This is a genomic window from Bradyrhizobium genosp. SA-4 str. CB756 (genome assembly GCF_000473125.1).
Lineage (GTDB): Bacteria > Pseudomonadota > Alphaproteobacteria > Rhizobiales > Xanthobacteraceae > Bradyrhizobium > Bradyrhizobium arachidis.
Map to the genome: position 1 here is coordinate 1,450,631 of NZ_KI421499.1, position 16,563 is coordinate 1,467,193.

Genomic DNA, 16,563 nt, shown 5'->3' on the forward strand with positions numbered 1-16,563 from the left:
GCGACGAAGCAATCCAGACTGTCTCCGCGGAAAGATTCTGGATTGCTTCGTCGCAAGGGCTCCTCGCAATGACGGAGGAGAGAGCTCGTCCGCACTCACGTGCAAAAGCGGAATTCACCTCGTTAAGCCAGTGGTAACCCGCGACCACGGTTCCCCCGCGCCACCCCGGCAAACCCCCGCCAAATATGGGCTTTTGCCACATCCCCGCGACTGAGGGCCGCAGCTGCGGGTTCCGAAACCGTCTTCACTTTTCGGGAAGTCTGCCCATCTTAGGGGCACGTCCCCATGCCGGGGATTTGGGAAACGCACATGAATTTCTCGCAACGCTCCCGCAGTCTTTTCAAGACGATCGCTGTCGTGCTGGCGCTTGCGCTGCCGACCGCGCTCGCCATCTCGTCTGCCGATGCGCGCGTCGGCGGCGGCATGTCGTCGGGGTCGCGCGGCTCGCGGACCTATTCGGCGCCGCCGTCAACCACGACCGCGCCGGGCTCGACCTCGCAGTTCAACCGCACCTACACCCAGCCGGGCGCAGGCATGAATTCGGCCGCGCCGGCGCGTGGCGGCCTGTTCGGCCGCGGCGGCGGCTTCCTCGGCGGCCTTGCGGCCGGCTTCCTGGGCGCAGGCCTGCTCGGCATGCTGTTCGGCGGCGGCCTGTTCGGCGGCCTCGGCGGCCTGTCCTCGATCCTCGGCCTGATCATCCAGATCGTGCTCGTGGTGTTCGTGGTGCGGCTGGCGATGTCGTGGTGGCAGCGCCGCCACAGTCCGCAGGCGGCCTATGCCAATGCTGACGCAGGCGCAGGTCCCGGACCGCAGACGAACTATCGCAGCGGCCTCGGTGGCGGACTTGGCGGTGGTCTCGGCGGCTTCGGCTTCGGCGCCAACAACAATGCGCCGCTCGAGATCAAGCCCGACGACTATGAGGCGTTCGAGCGCCTGCTCGGCGATATCCAGACCGCCTGGTCGAACGAGGACGTGGCCAAGCTGCACACGCTCGCGACGCCGGAAATGGTCTCCTATTTCGAGCAGGACCTTGCCCAGAACCGTGCGCGGAACGCCGTGAACAAGGTCACCAACGTGAAGCTGCTCCAGGGCGACCTCGCGGAAGCCTGGCGCGAAGGCGAGACCGAGTACGCCACCGTGGCGCTGCGCTTCGCGCTCACCGACAAGACGCTGGACCGCAACACCGGCGCGATCGTCGCCGGCAGCGAGCAGCCGGGCGAGGCGACCGAAATCTGGACCTTCGCCCGTCGTCCGGGCGGCGGCTGGGAATTGTCGGCGATCCAGCAGACCAACTGATCGCGGACGAGATGAGAAATCAGGGCGTCGTGCTTCGGCACGGCGCCTTTTTCTTTTGGGCGTCCCGCAGCGCGGCATCGGAATAAGCGGGTGCGGCTCGGGTTGGAGTCAGGCGGCGAACCAAAAACACTCCTGGGAGGACAAGATGATCCGTATCGAGAGATCCGTGACGATTTCAGGGCTCGCGCTCACGCTGGCCTTGCTTGCGGCGCCATCCGTGCACGCGCAGTCAGCTGACATGACGTTCTTCGTGACCTCCAGCGGCCCGGGCAAGGGCGCCGATCTTGGCGGCCTGGAAGGAGCCGATGCGCAGTGCGCGAGGCTCGCTCAGGCGGCCGGCGCCGGTGCCAAGACCTGGCGCGCCTATCTCTCGACGCAGGCCGCCGACGGCAAGCCGGCCGTCAACGCCCGCGATCGCATCGGCAAGGGACCGTGGCAGAATGCCAAGGGCTCGGTCATCGCCAAGGACGTTGCCGACCTGCATGGTCCGGCCAACAATCTCACCAAGCAGACGGCACTCAGCGAGAAGGGCGAGGTCAACAACGGCGCCGGCGATACGCCGAACCGGCACGACATCCTCACGGGAACGCAACCCGACGGCACGGCGTTTTCGGCCGGCGACGACAAGACCTGCAAGAACTGGACGTCGAGCACGCAGGGCGCGGCCGTCGTCGGTCACGCGGATCGCAAGGGTCTGCGCGATGACGAGCCGTCAAAGTCCTGGAACAGCTCTCACCCCTCGCGTGGTCCCGACGGCGGCTGCTCGCAGGCCGATCTGAAGAGCACCGGCGGCGACGGGCTGCTGTATTGCTTCGCGGCGAATTGAGACTCCCGTTATTGCGAGGAGCCGTCCCGCCTTCGGCGGGCCGGATGACAGACTCCGCGACGAAGCAGTCCAGACTGCCTCTGTGGAAAGATTCTGGACTGCTTCGCGGAGCCTGTCATCCGGCCGCGCTTCGCGCGGACCCGTTGGCTCGCAATGACAGTGTGCTTGTGGCGCGGCTGTTCCGTCTCGCCCTGACGGAACCCCGAGCCACATGCTACATTGGTTCCGCAGCATTCACGCTCACGGACCCCTCCCATGAAATACGAGCTCTACTATTGGCCCGAGATCCAGGGCCGCGGCGAATATGTGCGGCTGGCGCTGGAGGAGGCGGGGGCAGCTTACGTCGACGTCGCGCGGGGACCGCGCGGCACCAGTGCGATGATGAAGATGATGGACGCGGATGCCGGCACGCCGCCCTTTGCGCCGCCGTTCCTCAAAGCCGGCAAGCTCGTCATCGGCCAGACCGCGAACATCCTGCTCTATCTCGGCAGCCGCCACGGCCTCGCGCCGAAGACGGAAGCAGGCCAGCTCTGGGTGCACCAGCTTCAGCTCACCATCACCGATCTCGTGGTCGAGATCCATGACACCCATCATCCGCTCGGACCTTCGCTCTATTACGAGGACGCGCGGCCGGCCGCGAAGAAGCGCACCGCCGACTTTTGGGACGAGCGCGTCCCGAAATATCTCGGCTATTTCGAGCAACTGCTCGCCGGCAATGGTGGCGCCTACGTGACGGGTCGTCGGCTGACTTACGTCGATCTCTCGCTGTTCCAGATCGTCGCCGGGCTGCGCTACGCGTTTCCGAAGCGCATGAAGGCGTTCGAGACGGATATTCCGGGTCTCGTCGGCCTGCACGACCGGATCGCCGCGCGGCCGAACATCAAAGCCTATCTCGCATGCGAGCGCCGCATTTCCTTCAACGAGCAGGGCATCTTCCGCCGCTATCGCGAGCTCGACAATTAGCCGGTCCGGACGGAAGCTGGCGGCAGCCCCCGTTCCGGACCGGCCGTTTCGGGCGCGATCAAGCGCCCGAAAACCTGATGGCTTCCGGCAAATTGTGAGCGATCGTGACCAGCCCGCTCGCTTGACTCATCGGGCGCAAGGTCGTGCTCGTCGGGACAGGGCGGCTCGCAGAACATTGTCGCGTCTTTCGTTGTGTGGGTGCGCGTTTCCTCTAGCGAGGCTCGCATCCGGCGACGTCAGTCGATCGAAGGAGGGCAGCGTTTTTCCGTTTAGGGTGCTGAGGCGTGATGCGCGCTCACCACACGCCCGGCAGCAAACGGTAGCGCACTCGCGCCGCATAATCGGCATAGCCCGGCAAGCCCTCGCGCAGCGTGCGCTCCTCGATTCCGATGCGGACCGCAAACAGCGCGAGGAAGAGGGGCGCCATCGCAAGTCCCCACCACGAGCCAAGCAGCAGCGGGAGGCCCGCGAAGAACAGGACCATGCCGCTGTACATGGGATGGCGCACATGAGCGTAGGGACCCGTCGAGATCACCCGCTGTGCGCGCTCGGCTTGCAGCTTCACCACGGGCGCCGCGAACGAGTTCTCGCGGAACACCCACATCGTGAACAGCATGCAGAGCACGAACAACACGAAGCCGAGGATCTGCAGGGCGAGCGCTACGTCGGATGCAAGCAGCCGCCGGTCGAGCCCCATCGCGACCAGCCAGGCCAGCATCGCAACGATGAACACTGTGATGAACGCCTTGTCGGCAGCCGGCTGGTCCCGCTGGATGACCGGACGCAGACGCTCGGCGAGCAGCGCCGGGTCGAGCCGGTAGAGCCACCAGCCACAGAGCGGGCCGAGCAAGGCAGAGGTGAGGAGGAACACCCAGGCCGAAGGCCAGTGCAAGGTCCCGGCGCAAGCAAATAGCAATGCACCCATCGCGACGGTGAAGATCATGTTCTGCAACAGCAGTCGGGCGATCATGCTCGATCCGGCTCCATCTTGGACTGTTGTATAGAGATTTTTTCCGGCGAACATGCGGCCGGCGCGATGGGCCGGCTTCAGATCTTGATGGGCGGTGTAAAGGCTGCGATGAGCCGAACCAGATCCGCCTGCCGTTTGGTGCCGGTCTTGATGAAGATCCTGGTGAGATGGGTCTTGATGGTCGTTTCGGCGATGCCCATGCTTCTGGCTACGTCAGGAACCCCGCCGATTTCGACGATGGCGAGGAAGACGCGCAGCTCGGTCGGCGTCAGCTTGAACAGCTTGCGGATGAGGTCGGGCGCGACGATCGTATCGATCGCTGCGTTGCTGACGAACAGGACGGCACAGGCCTCAAAGCTGGCCCCGAACATCTTCCGGCGCCCGGCGGTGAGTGGCAGGAGATGCCCGACATAATGCGAGCCGTCGCGGGCCGCCAGATGCAGCGAGATGCTCGCGCTCGTCATCGCGCGGTCGCCGACAGCGGTCCCCGCCAGCGCCTGGCGCAGCGCACGATCGGCATTCAGGTCTGAGGTCACGAGCCGGCCGTGAACAGAGCGAAGCACGTCGGCGCCATCGAGAAGCTCCCGCGCGCTTTCATTGGAATGGGTGATATGGCCGTTGGCATCGAGCAACAGGACGGCGGTTCGCAGGGCGTCGAGCGTCCGGGCCGACGCCGTCCCGAGTTCGTTCTGCTGCTGGAGCTTCTGCCGGACCAGCATCGCGCGCTGCATGTGCGGCGTGAGGTAAGAGATCACCTGGTACATCCTGCGATCGACAGGACCTCCGGCCTTCATGATCGAGAGGCGGGATATCCCGTCGGCGGACTTGTCGAGCAGGATATTGGCGGCGTCCTCGAGACCCTGCGGCCGGGTCCATTCGTTGTAGAACGTGGTCGTCCGGAATTCGTCGACGTCGATCCAGTCCCGGATCGTCTGGATCTGGCCGACCGGCGCGTGGAGCACGCCGCGCGATGGATCGAATGGCTCATAGGTTTCGATGTAGGACTGAATATAGGCCGGCTCGACACCGACGGCGTGCGAAATCACGGCCTCGCCGCCGGCCCCGATCCGGACCAGGCCGCCGCTCTGACCGCCCGCCAGATCGACGATGCTGCCAAGCGTGGTCGTCCATCGGGAATCGTCGAGCGAGGCATCGTAGATATCCGTCATCAGCGAGAGCAGCTTGTCATTCAGTTCCATTGGCTTGCAGTTCCATTGGCTCGTCCCATGGGCGCCCGGACGGGCTCGTCGGTCTCGCAGATGAGCACGCCGGATGCGGAATCTTGATGAGCCGGATCACACTTGATGTGACTGGGCAGGTGCCCGCTCGGTTCAGCGCCGCCTTTGCGGATGCTAAACGAGGCCGGCCGGGTGCTGGCGGCGAGGAGGGCGGACGTGGCGAGGAACAGCCGGGCCGGTGGCCAATGGAGGTCACGGCGGACGCGAACAACAGCGGGCCACCGGGATGAAGAGGATCGCGTTCTGCTCGTGGGGGGCGGGGTCAACCGCGCACGATATCGACCCGGCTAACCGGCAAAGATGCGACCGGACATACGAAAGGCCCGATCGACCGGGATCGGGCGTTTCAAGTTCAGAAGGACGCGATCAGACGAGCTGATCGATCCGCGTGCCCTGGCCCGGCGGCAGCGGCGCGGGCGGCTGCGGCTTGTAGGTCGGGTCGTTGTCCTTGGCCTTGGTTTGATCGTCCTGCTGCTTGATCGCGTCGTAGCTCGGCACCACGATCGCGATCGGCGGCGGCGCAACGGTAGAAACGCTCATCCACAAATCCTCACACATGGAAACAATTGACCCTGCCCCGGGAGGAGCGAAATTTCCTTCAAGGCAATTGTTAAAATGCGAGGAATGGTGCGGTGGAATGCGCCTTTTCGCGCCTCATCGCGCTGTGCAAGGAAGCGTACGAACCTCTCCTCGTCATTGCGAGCGCAGCGAAGCAATCCGGTCTGCCTCCGCGGAGGGATTCTGGATTGCTTTGCTGCGCTCGCAATGACGGAGCGTGCGGAGAGAGCGAGGCTTGCCTACTCGTCCTTGCCGCGCGTGATCGCGATGGAGGCATCCGTCTTGGTGCGGGTGCAGTCCATGTTGAGCCGCCGGTAACGCATCGTGATCTTGTCACCGCGCAAGAGACCCATCCGCTTCAGGCAGCGTGTCGCGCCCGTGGTGGTGTCGTCCTTGGTCACGGTGAAGACGATCGCCGCCATCGACCCCACCAGCGCGAAGAACTCCGGCGTTGGCTTGCGGTCGCCCTTGGCATAGAGCTCGATCGAATATTTGTCGCCGCGGCAACCCACCGACAGCTCCTTGGCCGAGGGATGCGCCAGGTACACGATGTTGCCGGCGCGGAAATTCACCTTGAGACGATCGATCTGGTTCGCCAGCTCCTTGGCACTGTCATCGCAGCGGTCGGCGCGCGCGGGCGAGGTGAGGGTCACAAGGCCGGTGACGGCGGCGGCGACAAGAATCGCGCCGCGGAGGTTCAGTTTGAAAATCATGATGAAAAGCCCCTGAGGGCGCGCATTCAACCTTTGTCGCGCCCGGAGCGCAAGGGGTGCACCCAGGTCTTCCGAGCATCATGATGGCCATGCGGCTCCGCTGACATCGCAGAAAGAGGGCCGTCAGGCTGCCGAATCCGGATGCCCCGGCCGCGCCGGAACGCCTTCCCTTTGCGTCAAAAAAGCTTAGAACGCTTCTATGCTAGGGCCCGCCAGGGCTCCAAAACCCCGAGATTTGCCCCATGAACGCTCCCACCGCCTTCCCCGACCCGTCAAAGCCCGTTCCGCCCTACAAGCATACCCCGCTGTTTCCCCTGGGCAAGGACGAGACGCCCTACAAGAAGATTTCGTCCGAGGGTGTCAGGGTCGAGAAGGTTCTGGGCAAGGACATGCTGGTGGTGTCGCGCGAAGCGCTGCGGGCGCTGTCGGAGGCGGCTTTTGGCGACATCAATCACTATCTGCGCCCCGGCCATCTGAAGCAGCTTCGCGCGATCCTCGAAGACGGCGAGGCGAGCCCGAACGACAAGTTCGTCGCGCTGGACTTTTTGAAGAACGCCAACATCGCGGCCGGCGGCGTGCTGCCGATGTGCCAGGACACCGGCACCGCGATCATCATGGGCAAGAAGGGCTGCAACGTCATCACCGACGGCGACGACGAGGCCGCGCTGTCGGAAGGCGCGCGCGATGCTTACTTGCGCCGCAATCTGCGCTACTCGCAGGTGGCTCCGCTCTCGATGTACGAGGAGAAGAACACCGCCAACAACATGCCGGCGCAGTGCGAGATCTACGCCGAGGGTGACGACGCCTACAAGTTCATGTTCATGGCCAAGGGCGGCGGCTCCGCCAACAAGAGCTTCCTGTTCCAGGCGACGCCCTCGGTGCTGACCAAGGACCGGCTGCTCGCGTTCCTGAAGGAAAAGATCCTGACGCTCGGCACCGCCGCGTGCCCGCCTTATCACCTCGCCATCGTCATCGGCGGCACCTCTGCCGAGCTCTGCATGAAGACGGTGAAGCTCGCTTCCGCCCGCTATCTTGATGCGCTGCCAACCCACGGTTCGCCTGACGGCAACGCCTTCCGCGACGTCGAGATGGAGAAGGAAATCCACAAGATGACGCAAAGCCTGGGTGTGGGCGCGCAGTTCGGCGGAAAATATTTCTGCCACGACGTGCGCGTGATCCGCATGCCACGTCATGGCGCTTCGCTGCCGATCGGGCTTGGCGTGTCCTGCTCCGCCGACCGCCAGGTGCTGGGCAAGATCACCAAGGACGGCATCTATCTCGAGGAGCTCGAGCACAATCCGGCGCAGTATCTGCCGCAGGTCGAGCAGTCGCTCGGCGGCGAGGTCGTCAAGATCGACCTCGACCAGCCGATGAAGGACATCCTGGCGACGTTCTCGAAGTACCCGATCAAGACCCGCGTATCGATGACCGGCACCATGATCGTCGCGCGCGACTCTGCCCATGCCAAGCTGCGCGAGCGGCTGGAGAAGGGCGAGCCGCTGCCTGACTATTTCAAGAACCATCCGGTCTATTACGCCGGCCCCGCCAAGACGCCCGAGGGCTACGCCTCCGGCGCGTTCGGTCCGACCACTGCGGGCCGCATGGATTCTTTCGTCGACCAGTTCCAGGCTGCCGGCGGCTCGATGGTGATGGTGGCCAAGGGCAACCGCGCGCCGGCGGTGCGCGAGGCCTGCAAGAAGTATGGTGGCTTCTATCTCGGCTCGATCGGCGGTGCCGCGGCGAACCTTGCCGAGCACTGCATCAAGAAGGTCGAGGTGCTCGAATATCCCGAGCTCGGCATGGAAGCCATCTGGCGCATCGAAGTCGTCGACTTCCCGGCGTTCATCATCATCGATGACAAGGGGAACGACTTCTTCAAGGAATTGAATTTGGGCTGAGCTGTCATGGCCGGGCTTGACCCGGCCATCCATCGTTCTTTGATGGATACGCGGGGCAGGCCCGCGTATGACGAGATGTATTATCGGCGAAGCCTCTAACTACAATTCGTGACCTGGTTGGAGCACAGCGCGCGCCACCAGCCGTGGACGCCGTCGTAGCTCTCGACGAGGCCCCAGACGCCGCTGCACGCCATGAGCCGCTTCGGTCCGCCGTCGCCGTCAATCGGGCCGCCAAGCTCGTGCTGAGCTGGCATCCATTTGGCATCGACGAAGGGCGCCTGGAAAAGTCCGCCCATGCGCGTGGCGCCATTGGCGTAATTCGCGCCGACCTTGTTCGACGCGACCCAGCCGCGGCCCGCATAGGGTTTTGGCGCGCTGCGCGGATATCGCTTCTCGTCCTCGTAGTCCTTGCCCGGGGCCCTCGCGCCTTCGATCAGGAACCAGCCGTCCCTGAAGCCGACGATGCGGAATTCGGTGAGCCAGCCGCCGTCGGGCGTGTTCTCGGCGCCGCCGAGCTTGAGCCGGTAGGGCGGCGGCAGCGTGCCGAGCACGCGTGCTTTCACTGAAGGTTCAGCCCGCACGTTGAGGCCGCTCGGGTCCTTGTCGATGGACCAGGCGCCGAGATCGCACGGCTCGGTGCCTTCGGGCAGGCTGGCGCGTTTTGCGGCGAGATCGGCGTGCAGTTTTGCGAAGTCGGCGTCGTCGTTGTCGGGCGCCTGCTCGGTGCGCGGCTTCAACGCGGCCGAGATCGCGCGCGTCGCGTCCGCCGTCAGCGTGACGACGAGGACTTGGCGCGCGGCGAACACGCTTGCCGGCGTCTTCGGATCGTTTGATGGCGCCGGATAGATCGCGAGATAGCCGGTCGAGCCTTCGGTGCGGTAGGCGAGGCCTGCGACGTAGCCCGCCGGCACCATGGCGAGCGCGCTTGCACGCCACGCCGGTTCGGTGTCATCCGCGCGCGCCGCCAGTGTCGCGACACACAGGATCGTTGCCGCGATGAGACGGAGCGCACGCATGATGCAGCGCGGTCTTTACGCCCGCGCGCCCGTGAACGGGAAGCTGCCCATCGGGCCGATGCCCATTTCGCCGTTCATGCTATCGCCGGAGACCTTTCCGATGAACTCGAGGGTCAACGGCATCGGATTGGTGATCGAGACCTTCCAGTTGATGGCGTCGCCGCTGATGGTGCCGTCAAAGATCTCGGCGGAATTACCATCGGCGCCCTGCGTGCCCGTCAGCGTGCCGCCGGAGCTCAGCAGGGTCAGTGTCGCCTGCCGCTCGCCCATCGGCGTCGTCATCGTCAGATTCCAGTTGCCGTCTACGGCCATTCCCGTCTCCCGAACAAATCTCGGCGGGCCGCGACGATCCGCGGCCAGTCCTGGGTCGAGCGTATAGCGCAACTCGCGGGGCCTGCCTAACCCTGCATTGGAGGCATTTAGGCGCGGGCGGCCGCGCGACGGCGGCTGGTGACGATGAGCCTGAGAACCACATATTGCACGGCAAAGGCCAGGATCTTGGCGCCACCCGCGACCACTGTGATGTAGAACGCCCACAGCTTCAGATCGCCGGTCGAAGCCACGAAGATCATGCCCGCGCCGATCGCGAACATCAGCGCCGCCCACGCATAGCCTGCGGCCGTCACATATTCCGGGACGGTCTCGGTGACGATCGGCGGCATGTAGCGCAGCATCCAGCCGCGCTTGAGCATGATGGCACCGATCGCGAAATGCGCGATCGAGGGCTTTGCCAGCATGAAGCGGGGATCGTTAGTCAAAAGCGTGACGGCTCCCAACACGACAACGAGCGCGACGCTCGCGTAAGTCATGAAGTTCAACTGCTGCCCCTTGATGCGGGCGTAGATCACCTGCGCGACCGCGCCGGCAATCGCCACCGACGTCGCCAGGATGACGTTGTCGGTGACGAGATAGATGACTAAGAAGATGATCGCGGAGAGGAAGTCGGAGGCGAGGCGGGCGAATACGTCCTTCATCGTCGGTCCTGTTCAGCGAGGGGCGGGCAGTGCGCCGGACGGCGTACCGTACTTGATCTGGCGATACTCAGGATACCACTTTGTGAAGTAGATCGCGCTGTTGCGGGCGGCGAAGGCCACCGCAAGGCTCGACCAGAGCGGCAGGCCGGGGACGTAGAGCAACACGAGATTGGCGCCTGCCATGAGCAGCGCGGCCGCGGTCCAGGCGCCGGTGATGATGTAATTGGCATAGCGGAAGCCGGGCATCGCCGCGGTCTCGGCCGGGACCGATTCAAGCGCATATTGCAGCGTGAAAGGATGGCGGACCAGCATCGAGCCGAGCGAGATGACGAAGATGCCGATATCGACCGACAGCTTCACGCCGAGCGTCCCAAGCGCGGGGTCGAGCAGCGTGAGATGGAGGCCGATCGCGGCGAACATGATCGCCGAGCCCGTGGCCAGGATCTTCACCGAGCGGCCGCGCGCCACGTCGATCGCAACGGTGGCGAGGCAGATCGCGGATGCCGCGAACACGCTGACCGCGGCCGACGTCACCAGCATAAGGAAGGTGAAGGCGCCGTAGGGCGCGAGGATCAAGAAAATCGCCATGGGCCGCCTCGGTCAGGTCGATCTTTACGATGTAAAGATCAGTAGTCCAGGCGCGACGTTGGGTCAAGCAAAATCTTTACAGTGTCAAAATCGTGTAGGTGACTTCCAGAAAGTGAAGTGCTGCAACGGCTTGGTCGGACGCCTCGTCGGCCAATTCCGCCCAGGGCAGGCGCGACAGGACCGGCAGCGCGGAGGCAACCAGGAGGCCGACGGCCAGCAGGATGCCTCCGTTGAAAATGGCATGGTCCCGTCGCCGCAGCCGGATCATCTGGAGCGCGAGCACGGCGCCGGTCAGGGCGAGGACGGCAAGGCAGCCCGCGGTGACCGAGGAAATGTGCATGGGAAACTCCTCTTTCCGTCGTTTCCTGGTTCGCAACTTCGTCGCGCCCGGAATGACCGGGCGCTACGCCGCTCCCACCCAGTTGCCGTGAAAGCCATCGGGCACGCGGTGGCCGAGCTGCACCAGTGCGACGGGCCCGACCTCGATATCGGAGGCGTTGAACACCGCGAGGTCGCTGCGGTTCTCCCGCGCGCGCCAGACCACGGCGAGCAGCCAGCCGTCGCCCTCGGGCGCATCTTGCGAGCGTTCGACGAACACCGGCTCGGAGATGGTATCGCCGGTGGGCAGCAGATAATGGCCGAGCCGCCGGCCGTTGCCGTCAACATGGACGATGCCCGAGAGCGCGCCGAACATCGGCAGTTTTGGATTGGCGCAGGCGTACCAGCCGTGACGGCTCTTCAACCCGGCGCGGCGATCGTCGATGCGCGGGAATTCGCCGGTGAGATCGTCCAGATATGTCTGCTGGAAGCGGTCGGTATTCCCTGAGAGATCGAACGTCCAGCGGCAGTGTCGGGCGCGCGATTTCTCCGGATCGGTCGGCCGTCCGTCGGGATGCGGAAACAGCGGCGCTTCCTCGAACTGCATGACGTCGGCGATGATGCGGTTCTCCTCCTCCCACGCGTTCATGACGTGGAAGACGTAGCAGGCTTCAGCCCGGAACCAGACGATGTCCTTCGCCGTGCCGCTGCGCTTCATCACGCCGACATAGGCGCCCTTGTCCGGCTCCCAGGCATAAGGCGGCCGTCCGCTCATCGCGCGCTCCATGCTGCCGGTGATGGGCAGGATCGGAAACAACACATGGTTCGCGGTGACGATGAAGTCGTGCACCATGCTGGCATAGGGCGCCTCGAAACGTTCAAAGCGCGTTGCCTTGCCGGAGGGATCGATCGATCCGTAGGAGAGGGCAGGCGTCAGCGGCCCCGCGGCGTTGTAGCCGAAGAACACGAGCTCGCCTGTGACGGGATCGACCTTCGGATGCGCGGTGAAACTGCCGGCGACGCGGCCCTGGTAGTTGTGATAGCCGCGTGTCGCGAGCGTGCCCGGCTCGATCTCGGTCGGCAGATGCGCTTCTTCCAGCGCAAGCAGCTTGCCGGCATGGAAGATGATGTTGGTGTTGGCGACGCCGCCGTCAGTGAGGTTTGCCGGGGCATCCGGCAGCTTGCGGCCGAAGCCGCCGAACAGCGCACGGCCGGCATCATGCTCGGCGAGCCATTTCGGCGTGCGGACCCAGCGGTTGCGATAGCTGGCGCGGCCGTTCTCCAGATGAAAGGCATGCAGCATGCCGTCGCCGACGAACCAGTGCGCACCGGGGGAATCGAACTGCGGATTGGGCCCGTTGCGATAGAGCGTGCCGTTCAGCTCGCGCGGCAATTCGCCGACGATCTTGAGGAAGGGCGCGTCGGCCTCGAATGGAATCGGGCCGAGGTTATGGCGGCGCTCGGCGATAGCGTCCTGCTGCACGGCGTTGCCCTCCATATCTTTACATCGTCAAGATTCGATAGGGCCGATCGCGGCTTCCGTCAAGTGAAATCTTTACACTGTAAATATTGCGTCATATAGCTTGCAAATGGCCAAGAGCGACACCAAGGGCGAAACAGCGCGTCACCCACGTGCCCCCGGACGAACAACGTCGACCGCGGCGTCGCGCCCGGCGCGCCGCCCAGCGAGTGCGAAGACCGATACGCCCTATCATCACGGCGCCCTGCGCGAGGCGCTGCTCCAGGCCGCCGAACGGGTGCTGGAGCGCGACGGGCTTGGCGGCCTGACGTTGCGGGCGGTGGCGCGCGAGGCCGGCGTCTCGCATGCCGCGCCGACGCATCATTTCGGCGATCTCACCGGTCTCGTCAGCGAGCTCGCGGCCGTCGGCTTCCGCCAGTTCAACGCGGCGATGGCCTCGTCCTGCGAGGCCGCCGCCACGCCGCTCGAGCGCGCGCTGGCGCGTCCGAAGGCCTATGTCGCCTATGCGCAGGCGCATCCCGGCATGTACGGCATCATGTTCCGGACCGAGCGGCTCGATTATTCCAGACCGTCGTTGCAAGAGGCGGCTGAGGCTTCGTTTGCCGGACTTGCCAATGCCATCGGCGCGATGCGCCAGGAGCAGATCAGCGGCGATGCGCTGACGTTGAACCAGGGCGCGGCGATCGCGCGCGCCTGGTCGATGGTGCACGGCTTCACCATGCTGCTGCTCGACGGGCGCCTCGAGGACATTCTGGAGCGTCTGCCCGAGGGCACGACGGCCGAACGGCTGCTCGAGGCAATGCTGACCGCGCCCATCACGGGCAAGCTGCCAGGGCCCTGATCGACGGCCGAGGCAACCCTTGCCGTGGTCAGGCGTTGACGCCGCATGGCAAGATCACCGCGCGCTCCCTGGAAACGCCCCAATCCGCGCAAGCGCGCGGGCAAGGCATCCAAGCACCTCACGCCCGCGCAGAAATCGGCGGCGAAGACGCGCGCCCGCCGCGCCGGCCGCCGCTATCCCAACCTCGTGGACAACATGCGCATGGCAGCGAAGAAGACTTCCAAATCCTCGAAGGCAAAGACGTCAGCGAAGAAAAGATCAACGAAGAAGAGCCGCAAGCGCACCGCGAAGAAGACGGCAAAGTCCTCGCGCAAGCGCAAGTCACCGGCGCGGGGAAAGGATCCGCGCGGCGGCCTGACCGCAGCCGGCCGCAAAGCTTTTGCGCGCAAGCAGGGCGCTCACTTGCGGCCCGGCGTCACCAAGAAGGAGTCCGAGATGACGCCGCAGGAGATGCGGCGCAAGGGCAGCTGGGCAGTTCGCTTCTACGGCCGCGCGAAGCTGCCGCCTCTCGTCGATGAAAACGGGAAGCCGACCCGTCACGCGCTCTCGGCGCATGCCTGGGGCGAGCCCGTCCCGAGGACGGTTGCGGCGGCACGGCGCATCGCGGCAAAGGGCGAGCGTCTGCTGGCGCGCTATCGCCGCGCCAAGGCCAGGGGGTAGTGCCTAGCGCATCGTTGCGAGCTCGACAGCGCGGCCGCGATTGCCGATGATCTTCACCTCGTCCTTGCCGCAAGTGAAGCTGCGGGCGAAATCGTCGGCGGCCTTGCGCGCAAGCTTGTTGGCGTCGGGGTTGGCGACTGCATCGACATAGGCGACATGGCAGACCGGGCCCGGCGGCAGCCGCGTCACGACCAGCAGGGCTTTGGTGTTCGGCCGTCCCTTCTTGTCGGGATCGTTGTTGTCGGCGATGTGCCAGCGCTGGATGATCGCAAACGGCTTTGCGCCCGCAGTCCGCCATTCGACGGTGGTCTCGGATGAATTGAACGAGGCGAACCAGGTCTGTGCCGCCGGTTCCTCTGCAGCGACCTTGCGGCTGCGGCCGACCGAGACGATCTCGCGCAGATCGTCCTCGTCGATCAGCACGATCAGGCCGCCCTTGCCCGGGCAGACTCGCGTCGTGCTGCCGTCGAGCTCGCTGGGTTTGCCGACCTGACGGCAGTCCTTTGGCGCTGTCGACGTGTAGGAGCTGCCCATGGATTGGGCGACTGCGCTATTGAGGCCGATGCAGCTGATCAGGACGGCCAAGCCGGTGCGGGTCATACGGTTCATGATGACACCTTCAAGTCGCGGGAACCTTTCCATCAGACGTCTTCATTGTGGGCAAGGTTCAAACAACGGCGCGATAGACCTGACAGCGGCGCGGAATCGTTCTAGAAGGGCGGCTTCCGCCCGCGCTTGCCGCATCTCGTTCGCGTCACTCATTCGATCATGCCAGCCATCGCTTCCAGCAAAGCTTATCGCGTCGGCCGTTCCAAGACCGGCCTTGGCCTCTTCGCCACCATGCCGATCAAGAAGGGCACCCGGATTATCCGCTATTTCGGGCCGATCCTGGACTCGCGCATTCCCGCGCATGACGAGATCGAGAACAAATATCTGTTCGAGCTCAACGGCCGCTGGACCATCGACGGCTCAGTGCGCAAGAATCTCGCACGCTACATCAACCATTCCTGCCGGCCCAACGCGGAGTCGGATGTCCGCCCGCGCGAGCGCAAGGTGTTCATCCGCGCCATCAAGAACATCGAGCCCGGCGACGAGATCAACTACGATTACGGTACCGACTATTTCAAGGCGTATCTGAAGCCGATCGGCTGCAAATGCGCCTCCTGCGAGAACAAGCGCAAGAAGCTGCGTGCCGAGGCGCGGGTCGAACGCGCCAAGGTGAAGGCGCGCACGGAAGCCAAGGCCAAGAAGGCGCGCGTCAAGGGCGCCAAAAAGAAGAAGCTGAACGGTCACGCGTTCGTCAAGGCCCGCGCGGGGGCATAGCCTTTAACCGAGGTGTCATGCCCCGCGAAAGCGCGGCATCCAGTACGCCGCAGCTTCTCCGTATCCGCGGCGTCTCTGGAATACTGGGTCGCCCCGGTCCAGTGCACAGTTGCGCACAAGGCCGGGCGCCGACAGCCGCGGATGTGGCCTTACGCCGCCACAACACTCCCGCTCTTCCGCAATCCCACATATTGCAGCTCGGCGAACACGCCGGTTGCGACCGCCTGCGCCACGATCATGAGCTCGCCGGCAAGGTTCGGCGACACCGCGCCCGAAAGCAGCAGCGCGATGCTGGCGATCGTCCAGGCTGCGTTGCCGATCACGACCAGCAGCACGAGCGGCTTTGCAAGGCAGGCGCGCGAGGCGAGCCAGCCGACCAGAGCGGTGTAGGCGATCAGGAACAGGCCGGTCTCGCGCAGCAGCGCTTCGGGCAGGTTGAACAGCGAAGCAAACGCGCCTGCGCCGAAGGTGAAGCCGAGGGCGGCGATGCCGCTGAAGATGGCATCGGCGAGCAGGGCGCGGCGCAGGAAGGTGGATGCGTCGATCATCGTAGGTCTCCTTGGCTGGTTGGGCTCGGGGTGGAATTCAGCGCAGTCCGCGCCACCAGGCGCGAAGCAAGCGGGCGATGCGGTACGGGCAGAGGCTCCTGCCGACGCCGTGCTCGAAGGCGACAACCTGGGCGACGACATAGTCGCCGGTCGAATGCACCAGCGGCTCCGGCATGTTGAGGCTGCGCGCCAGCATGCGGGTGGCGAGCGCGATCGCCCATGGAAGAAGGTGGTCCACGACGGTTCGGTAGAGCAGCAGCGCGATCATGGTCATCTCCTGTTGCGACCCAAGATGCGCGCGCCCGCGCCCCAATTCGATTACCTCGCGGGTAATGGAAGGGCTGAAATCCGCA

Annotated in this window: 20 protein-coding genes; 7 read left to right on the forward strand and 13 right to left on the reverse strand. The window is 64.9% G+C overall.

The annotated features are described in order from the left end of the window. The first annotated feature begins 285 nt into the window (after positions 1–285). The 3 genes from BRAGE_RS0106960 (at position 286) to BRAGE_RS0106970 (ending at position 3,085) form a co-directional block, all read left to right on the forward strand. Positions 286–1,296 carry a Tim44 domain-containing protein gene (locus tag BRAGE_RS0106960; RefSeq protein WP_027560309.1) on the forward strand — a complete coding sequence of 337 codons (1,011 nt, stop codon included), beginning with the start codon at positions 286–288 and terminating at the stop codon, positions 1,294–1,296. A 145-nt stretch (positions 1,297–1,441) separates the two neighbouring features. Continuing rightward, positions 1,442–2,122 carry a lectin gene (locus BRAGE_RS0106965; protein WP_027560308.1) on the forward strand — a complete coding sequence of 227 codons (681 nt, stop codon included), beginning with the start codon at positions 1,442–1,444 and terminating at the stop codon, positions 2,120–2,122. A gap of 255 nt (positions 2,123–2,377) precedes the next feature. Then, complete coding sequence (locus BRAGE_RS0106970; protein WP_027560307.1) at positions 2,378–3,085, forward strand: glutathione S-transferase; 708 nt, start codon at positions 2,378–2,380, stop codon at positions 3,083–3,085. Between the two features lie 295 nt (positions 3,086–3,380). Here the strand turns inward: BRAGE_RS0106970 and BRAGE_RS0106975 are convergent, their stop codons facing one another. The 4 genes from BRAGE_RS0106975 to BRAGE_RS0106990 form a co-directional block, all read right to left on the reverse strand. Next, entirely contained in the window at positions 3,381–4,055 is a 675-nt protein-coding gene (locus BRAGE_RS0106975; protein WP_027560306.1) for a methyltransferase family protein, read from the reverse strand. 77 nt (positions 4,056–4,132) lie between these two features. Continuing rightward, on the reverse strand, positions 4,133–5,254 hold the full coding sequence (locus BRAGE_RS0106980) for a helix-turn-helix transcriptional regulator (protein WP_027560305.1): 1,122 nt from the start codon (positions 5,252–5,254) through the stop codon (positions 4,133–4,135). A 405-nt stretch (positions 5,255–5,659) separates the two neighbouring features. Beyond that, positions 5,660–5,833 (reverse strand): hypothetical protein, encoded by a 174-nt coding sequence (locus tag BRAGE_RS55710; RefSeq protein WP_167336486.1) that lies wholly within the window; start codon positions 5,831–5,833, stop codon positions 5,660–5,662. Positions 5,834–6,090: 257 nt separating this feature from the next. After that, on the reverse strand, positions 6,091–6,564 hold the full coding sequence (locus BRAGE_RS0106990) for a hypothetical protein (protein WP_027560304.1): 474 nt from the start codon (positions 6,562–6,564) through the stop codon (positions 6,091–6,093). A gap of 242 nt (positions 6,565–6,806) precedes the next feature. Here BRAGE_RS0106990 and BRAGE_RS0106995 point away from each other — a divergent pair, with 242 nt between their 5' ends. Beyond that, positions 6,807–8,462 carry a fumarate hydratase gene (locus tag BRAGE_RS0106995; RefSeq protein WP_027560303.1) on the forward strand — a complete coding sequence of 552 codons (1,656 nt, stop codon included), beginning with the start codon at positions 6,807–6,809 and terminating at the stop codon, positions 8,460–8,462. A 95-nt stretch (positions 8,463–8,557) separates the two neighbouring features. On the opposite strand, the gene BRAGE_RS0107000 is transcribed toward BRAGE_RS0106995, so the two are convergent. The 6 genes from BRAGE_RS0107000 to BRAGE_RS0107025 all read right to left on the reverse strand — a co-directional run bounded on the left by BRAGE_RS0107000 (position 8,558) and on the right by BRAGE_RS0107025 (position 12,841). Next, positions 8,558–9,478, reverse strand: coding sequence for an SH3 domain-containing protein (locus BRAGE_RS0107000; RefSeq protein WP_027560302.1), 921 nt, complete (start codon positions 9,476–9,478; stop codon positions 8,558–8,560). Positions 9,479–9,493: 15 nt separating this feature from the next. Next, a complete protein-coding gene (locus tag BRAGE_RS0107005; protein ID WP_027560301.1) occupies positions 9,494–9,790 on the reverse strand; it encodes a hypothetical protein in 297 nt (98 codons plus the stop codon). A 107-nt stretch (positions 9,791–9,897) separates the two neighbouring features. After that, on the reverse strand, positions 9,898–10,452 hold the full coding sequence (locus BRAGE_RS0107010) for an inner membrane-spanning protein YciB (RefSeq protein ID WP_027560300.1): 555 nt from the start codon (positions 10,450–10,452) through the stop codon (positions 9,898–9,900). A 12-nt stretch (positions 10,453–10,464) separates the two neighbouring features. Then, the gene (locus tag BRAGE_RS0107015) at positions 10,465–11,040 is read right to left on the reverse strand and encodes a hypothetical protein (RefSeq protein WP_027560299.1); all 576 of its coding nucleotides are present in this window, start codon (positions 11,038–11,040) and stop codon (positions 10,465–10,467) included. Positions 11,041–11,116: 76 nt separating this feature from the next. Then, positions 11,117–11,380 carry a hypothetical protein gene (locus BRAGE_RS0107020; RefSeq protein WP_027560298.1) on the reverse strand — a complete coding sequence of 88 codons (264 nt, stop codon included), beginning with the start codon at positions 11,378–11,380 and terminating at the stop codon, positions 11,117–11,119. 63 nt (positions 11,381–11,443) lie between these two features. Next, on the reverse strand, positions 11,444–12,841 hold the full coding sequence (locus BRAGE_RS0107025) for a carotenoid oxygenase family protein (protein ID WP_027560297.1): 1,398 nt from the start codon (positions 12,839–12,841) through the stop codon (positions 11,444–11,446). A 106-nt stretch (positions 12,842–12,947) separates the two neighbouring features. Here BRAGE_RS0107025 and BRAGE_RS0107030 point away from each other — a divergent pair, with 106 nt between their 5' ends. Next, a complete protein-coding gene (locus tag BRAGE_RS0107030) occupies positions 12,948–13,679 on the forward strand; it encodes a TetR/AcrR family transcriptional regulator (protein ID WP_027560296.1) in 732 nt (243 codons plus the stop codon). Positions 13,680–13,724: 45 nt separating this feature from the next. After that, entirely contained in the window at positions 13,725–14,339 is a 615-nt protein-coding gene (locus BRAGE_RS0107035; protein ID WP_027560295.1) for a DUF6321 domain-containing protein, read from the forward strand. A 3-nt stretch (positions 14,340–14,342) separates the two neighbouring features. On the opposite strand, the gene BRAGE_RS0107040 is transcribed toward BRAGE_RS0107035, so the two are convergent. Continuing rightward, the gene (locus tag BRAGE_RS0107040; RefSeq protein WP_027560294.1) at positions 14,343–14,948 is read right to left on the reverse strand and encodes a hypothetical protein; all 606 of its coding nucleotides are present in this window, start codon (positions 14,946–14,948) and stop codon (positions 14,343–14,345) included. Between the two features lie 159 nt (positions 14,949–15,107). On the opposite strand from BRAGE_RS0107040, the gene BRAGE_RS0107045 reads away from it, so the two are divergent. Further along, entirely contained in the window at positions 15,108–15,662 is a 555-nt protein-coding gene (locus BRAGE_RS0107045) for an SET domain-containing protein (RefSeq protein ID WP_027560293.1), read from the forward strand. Between the two features lie 149 nt (positions 15,663–15,811). On the opposite strand, the gene BRAGE_RS0107050 is transcribed toward BRAGE_RS0107045, so the two are convergent. Together BRAGE_RS0107050 and BRAGE_RS0107055 are read right to left on the reverse strand one after the other, a co-directional pair. Next, positions 15,812–16,210 carry a hypothetical protein gene (locus BRAGE_RS0107050; RefSeq protein WP_027560292.1) on the reverse strand — a complete coding sequence of 133 codons (399 nt, stop codon included), beginning with the start codon at positions 16,208–16,210 and terminating at the stop codon, positions 15,812–15,814. A 37-nt stretch (positions 16,211–16,247) separates the two neighbouring features. Next, positions 16,248–16,478, reverse strand: coding sequence for a hypothetical protein (locus BRAGE_RS0107055; RefSeq protein ID WP_028146219.1), 231 nt, complete (start codon positions 16,476–16,478; stop codon positions 16,248–16,250). Positions 16,479–16,563: the final 85 nt, after the last annotated feature.

Coding starts and splice junctions, on each gene's coding strand:
- BRAGE_RS0106990 (WP_027560304.1), bottom strand. CDS start 6,564: ATGATTTTCAAACTGAACCTCCGCGGCGCGATTCTTGTCGCCGCCGCC.
- BRAGE_RS0107040 (WP_027560294.1), bottom strand. CDS start 14,948: ATGAACCGTATGACCCGCACCGGCTTGGCCGTCCTGATCAGCTGCATC.
- BRAGE_RS0106975 (WP_027560306.1), bottom strand. CDS start 4,055: ATGATCGCCCGACTGCTGTTGCAGAACATGATCTTCACCGTCGCGATG.
- BRAGE_RS0107020 (WP_027560298.1), bottom strand. CDS start 11,380: ATGCACATTTCCTCGGTCACCGCGGGCTGCCTTGCCGTCCTCGCCCTG.
- BRAGE_RS0107010 (WP_027560300.1), bottom strand. CDS start 10,452: ATGAAGGACGTATTCGCCCGCCTCGCCTCCGACTTCCTCTCCGCGATC.
- BRAGE_RS0106980 (WP_027560305.1), bottom strand. CDS start 5,254: ATGGAACTGAATGACAAGCTGCTCTCGCTGATGACGGATATCTACGAT.
- BRAGE_RS0107050 (WP_027560292.1), bottom strand. CDS start 16,210: ATGATCGACGCATCCACCTTCCTGCGCCGCGCCCTGCTCGCCGATGCC.
- BRAGE_RS0107055 (WP_028146219.1), bottom strand. CDS start 16,478: ATGATCGCGCTGCTGCTCTACCGAACCGTCGTGGACCACCTTCTTCCA.
- BRAGE_RS0106965 (WP_027560308.1), top strand. CDS start 1,442: ATGATCCGTATCGAGAGATCCGTGACGATTTCAGGGCTCGCGCTCACG.
- BRAGE_RS0107000 (WP_027560302.1), bottom strand. CDS start 9,478: ATGCGTGCGCTCCGTCTCATCGCGGCAACGATCCTGTGTGTCGCGACA.
- BRAGE_RS0107045 (WP_027560293.1), top strand. CDS start 15,108: ATGCCAGCCATCGCTTCCAGCAAAGCTTATCGCGTCGGCCGTTCCAAG.
- BRAGE_RS0106970 (WP_027560307.1), top strand. CDS start 2,378: ATGAAATACGAGCTCTACTATTGGCCCGAGATCCAGGGCCGCGGCGAA.
- BRAGE_RS0107005 (WP_027560301.1), bottom strand. CDS start 9,790: ATGGCCGTAGACGGCAACTGGAATCTGACGATGACGACGCCGATGGGC.
- BRAGE_RS55710 (WP_167336486.1), bottom strand. CDS start 5,833: ATGAGCGTTTCTACCGTTGCGCCGCCGCCGATCGCGATCGTGGTGCCG.
- BRAGE_RS0107015 (WP_027560299.1), bottom strand. CDS start 11,040: ATGGCGATTTTCTTGATCCTCGCGCCCTACGGCGCCTTCACCTTCCTT.
- BRAGE_RS0107035 (WP_027560295.1), top strand. CDS start 13,725: ATGGCAAGATCACCGCGCGCTCCCTGGAAACGCCCCAATCCGCGCAAG.
- BRAGE_RS0106960 (WP_027560309.1), top strand. CDS start 286: ATGCCGGGGATTTGGGAAACGCACATGAATTTCTCGCAACGCTCCCGC.
- BRAGE_RS0107030 (WP_027560296.1), top strand. CDS start 12,948: ATGGCCAAGAGCGACACCAAGGGCGAAACAGCGCGTCACCCACGTGCC.
- BRAGE_RS0106995 (WP_027560303.1), top strand. CDS start 6,807: ATGAACGCTCCCACCGCCTTCCCCGACCCGTCAAAGCCCGTTCCGCCC.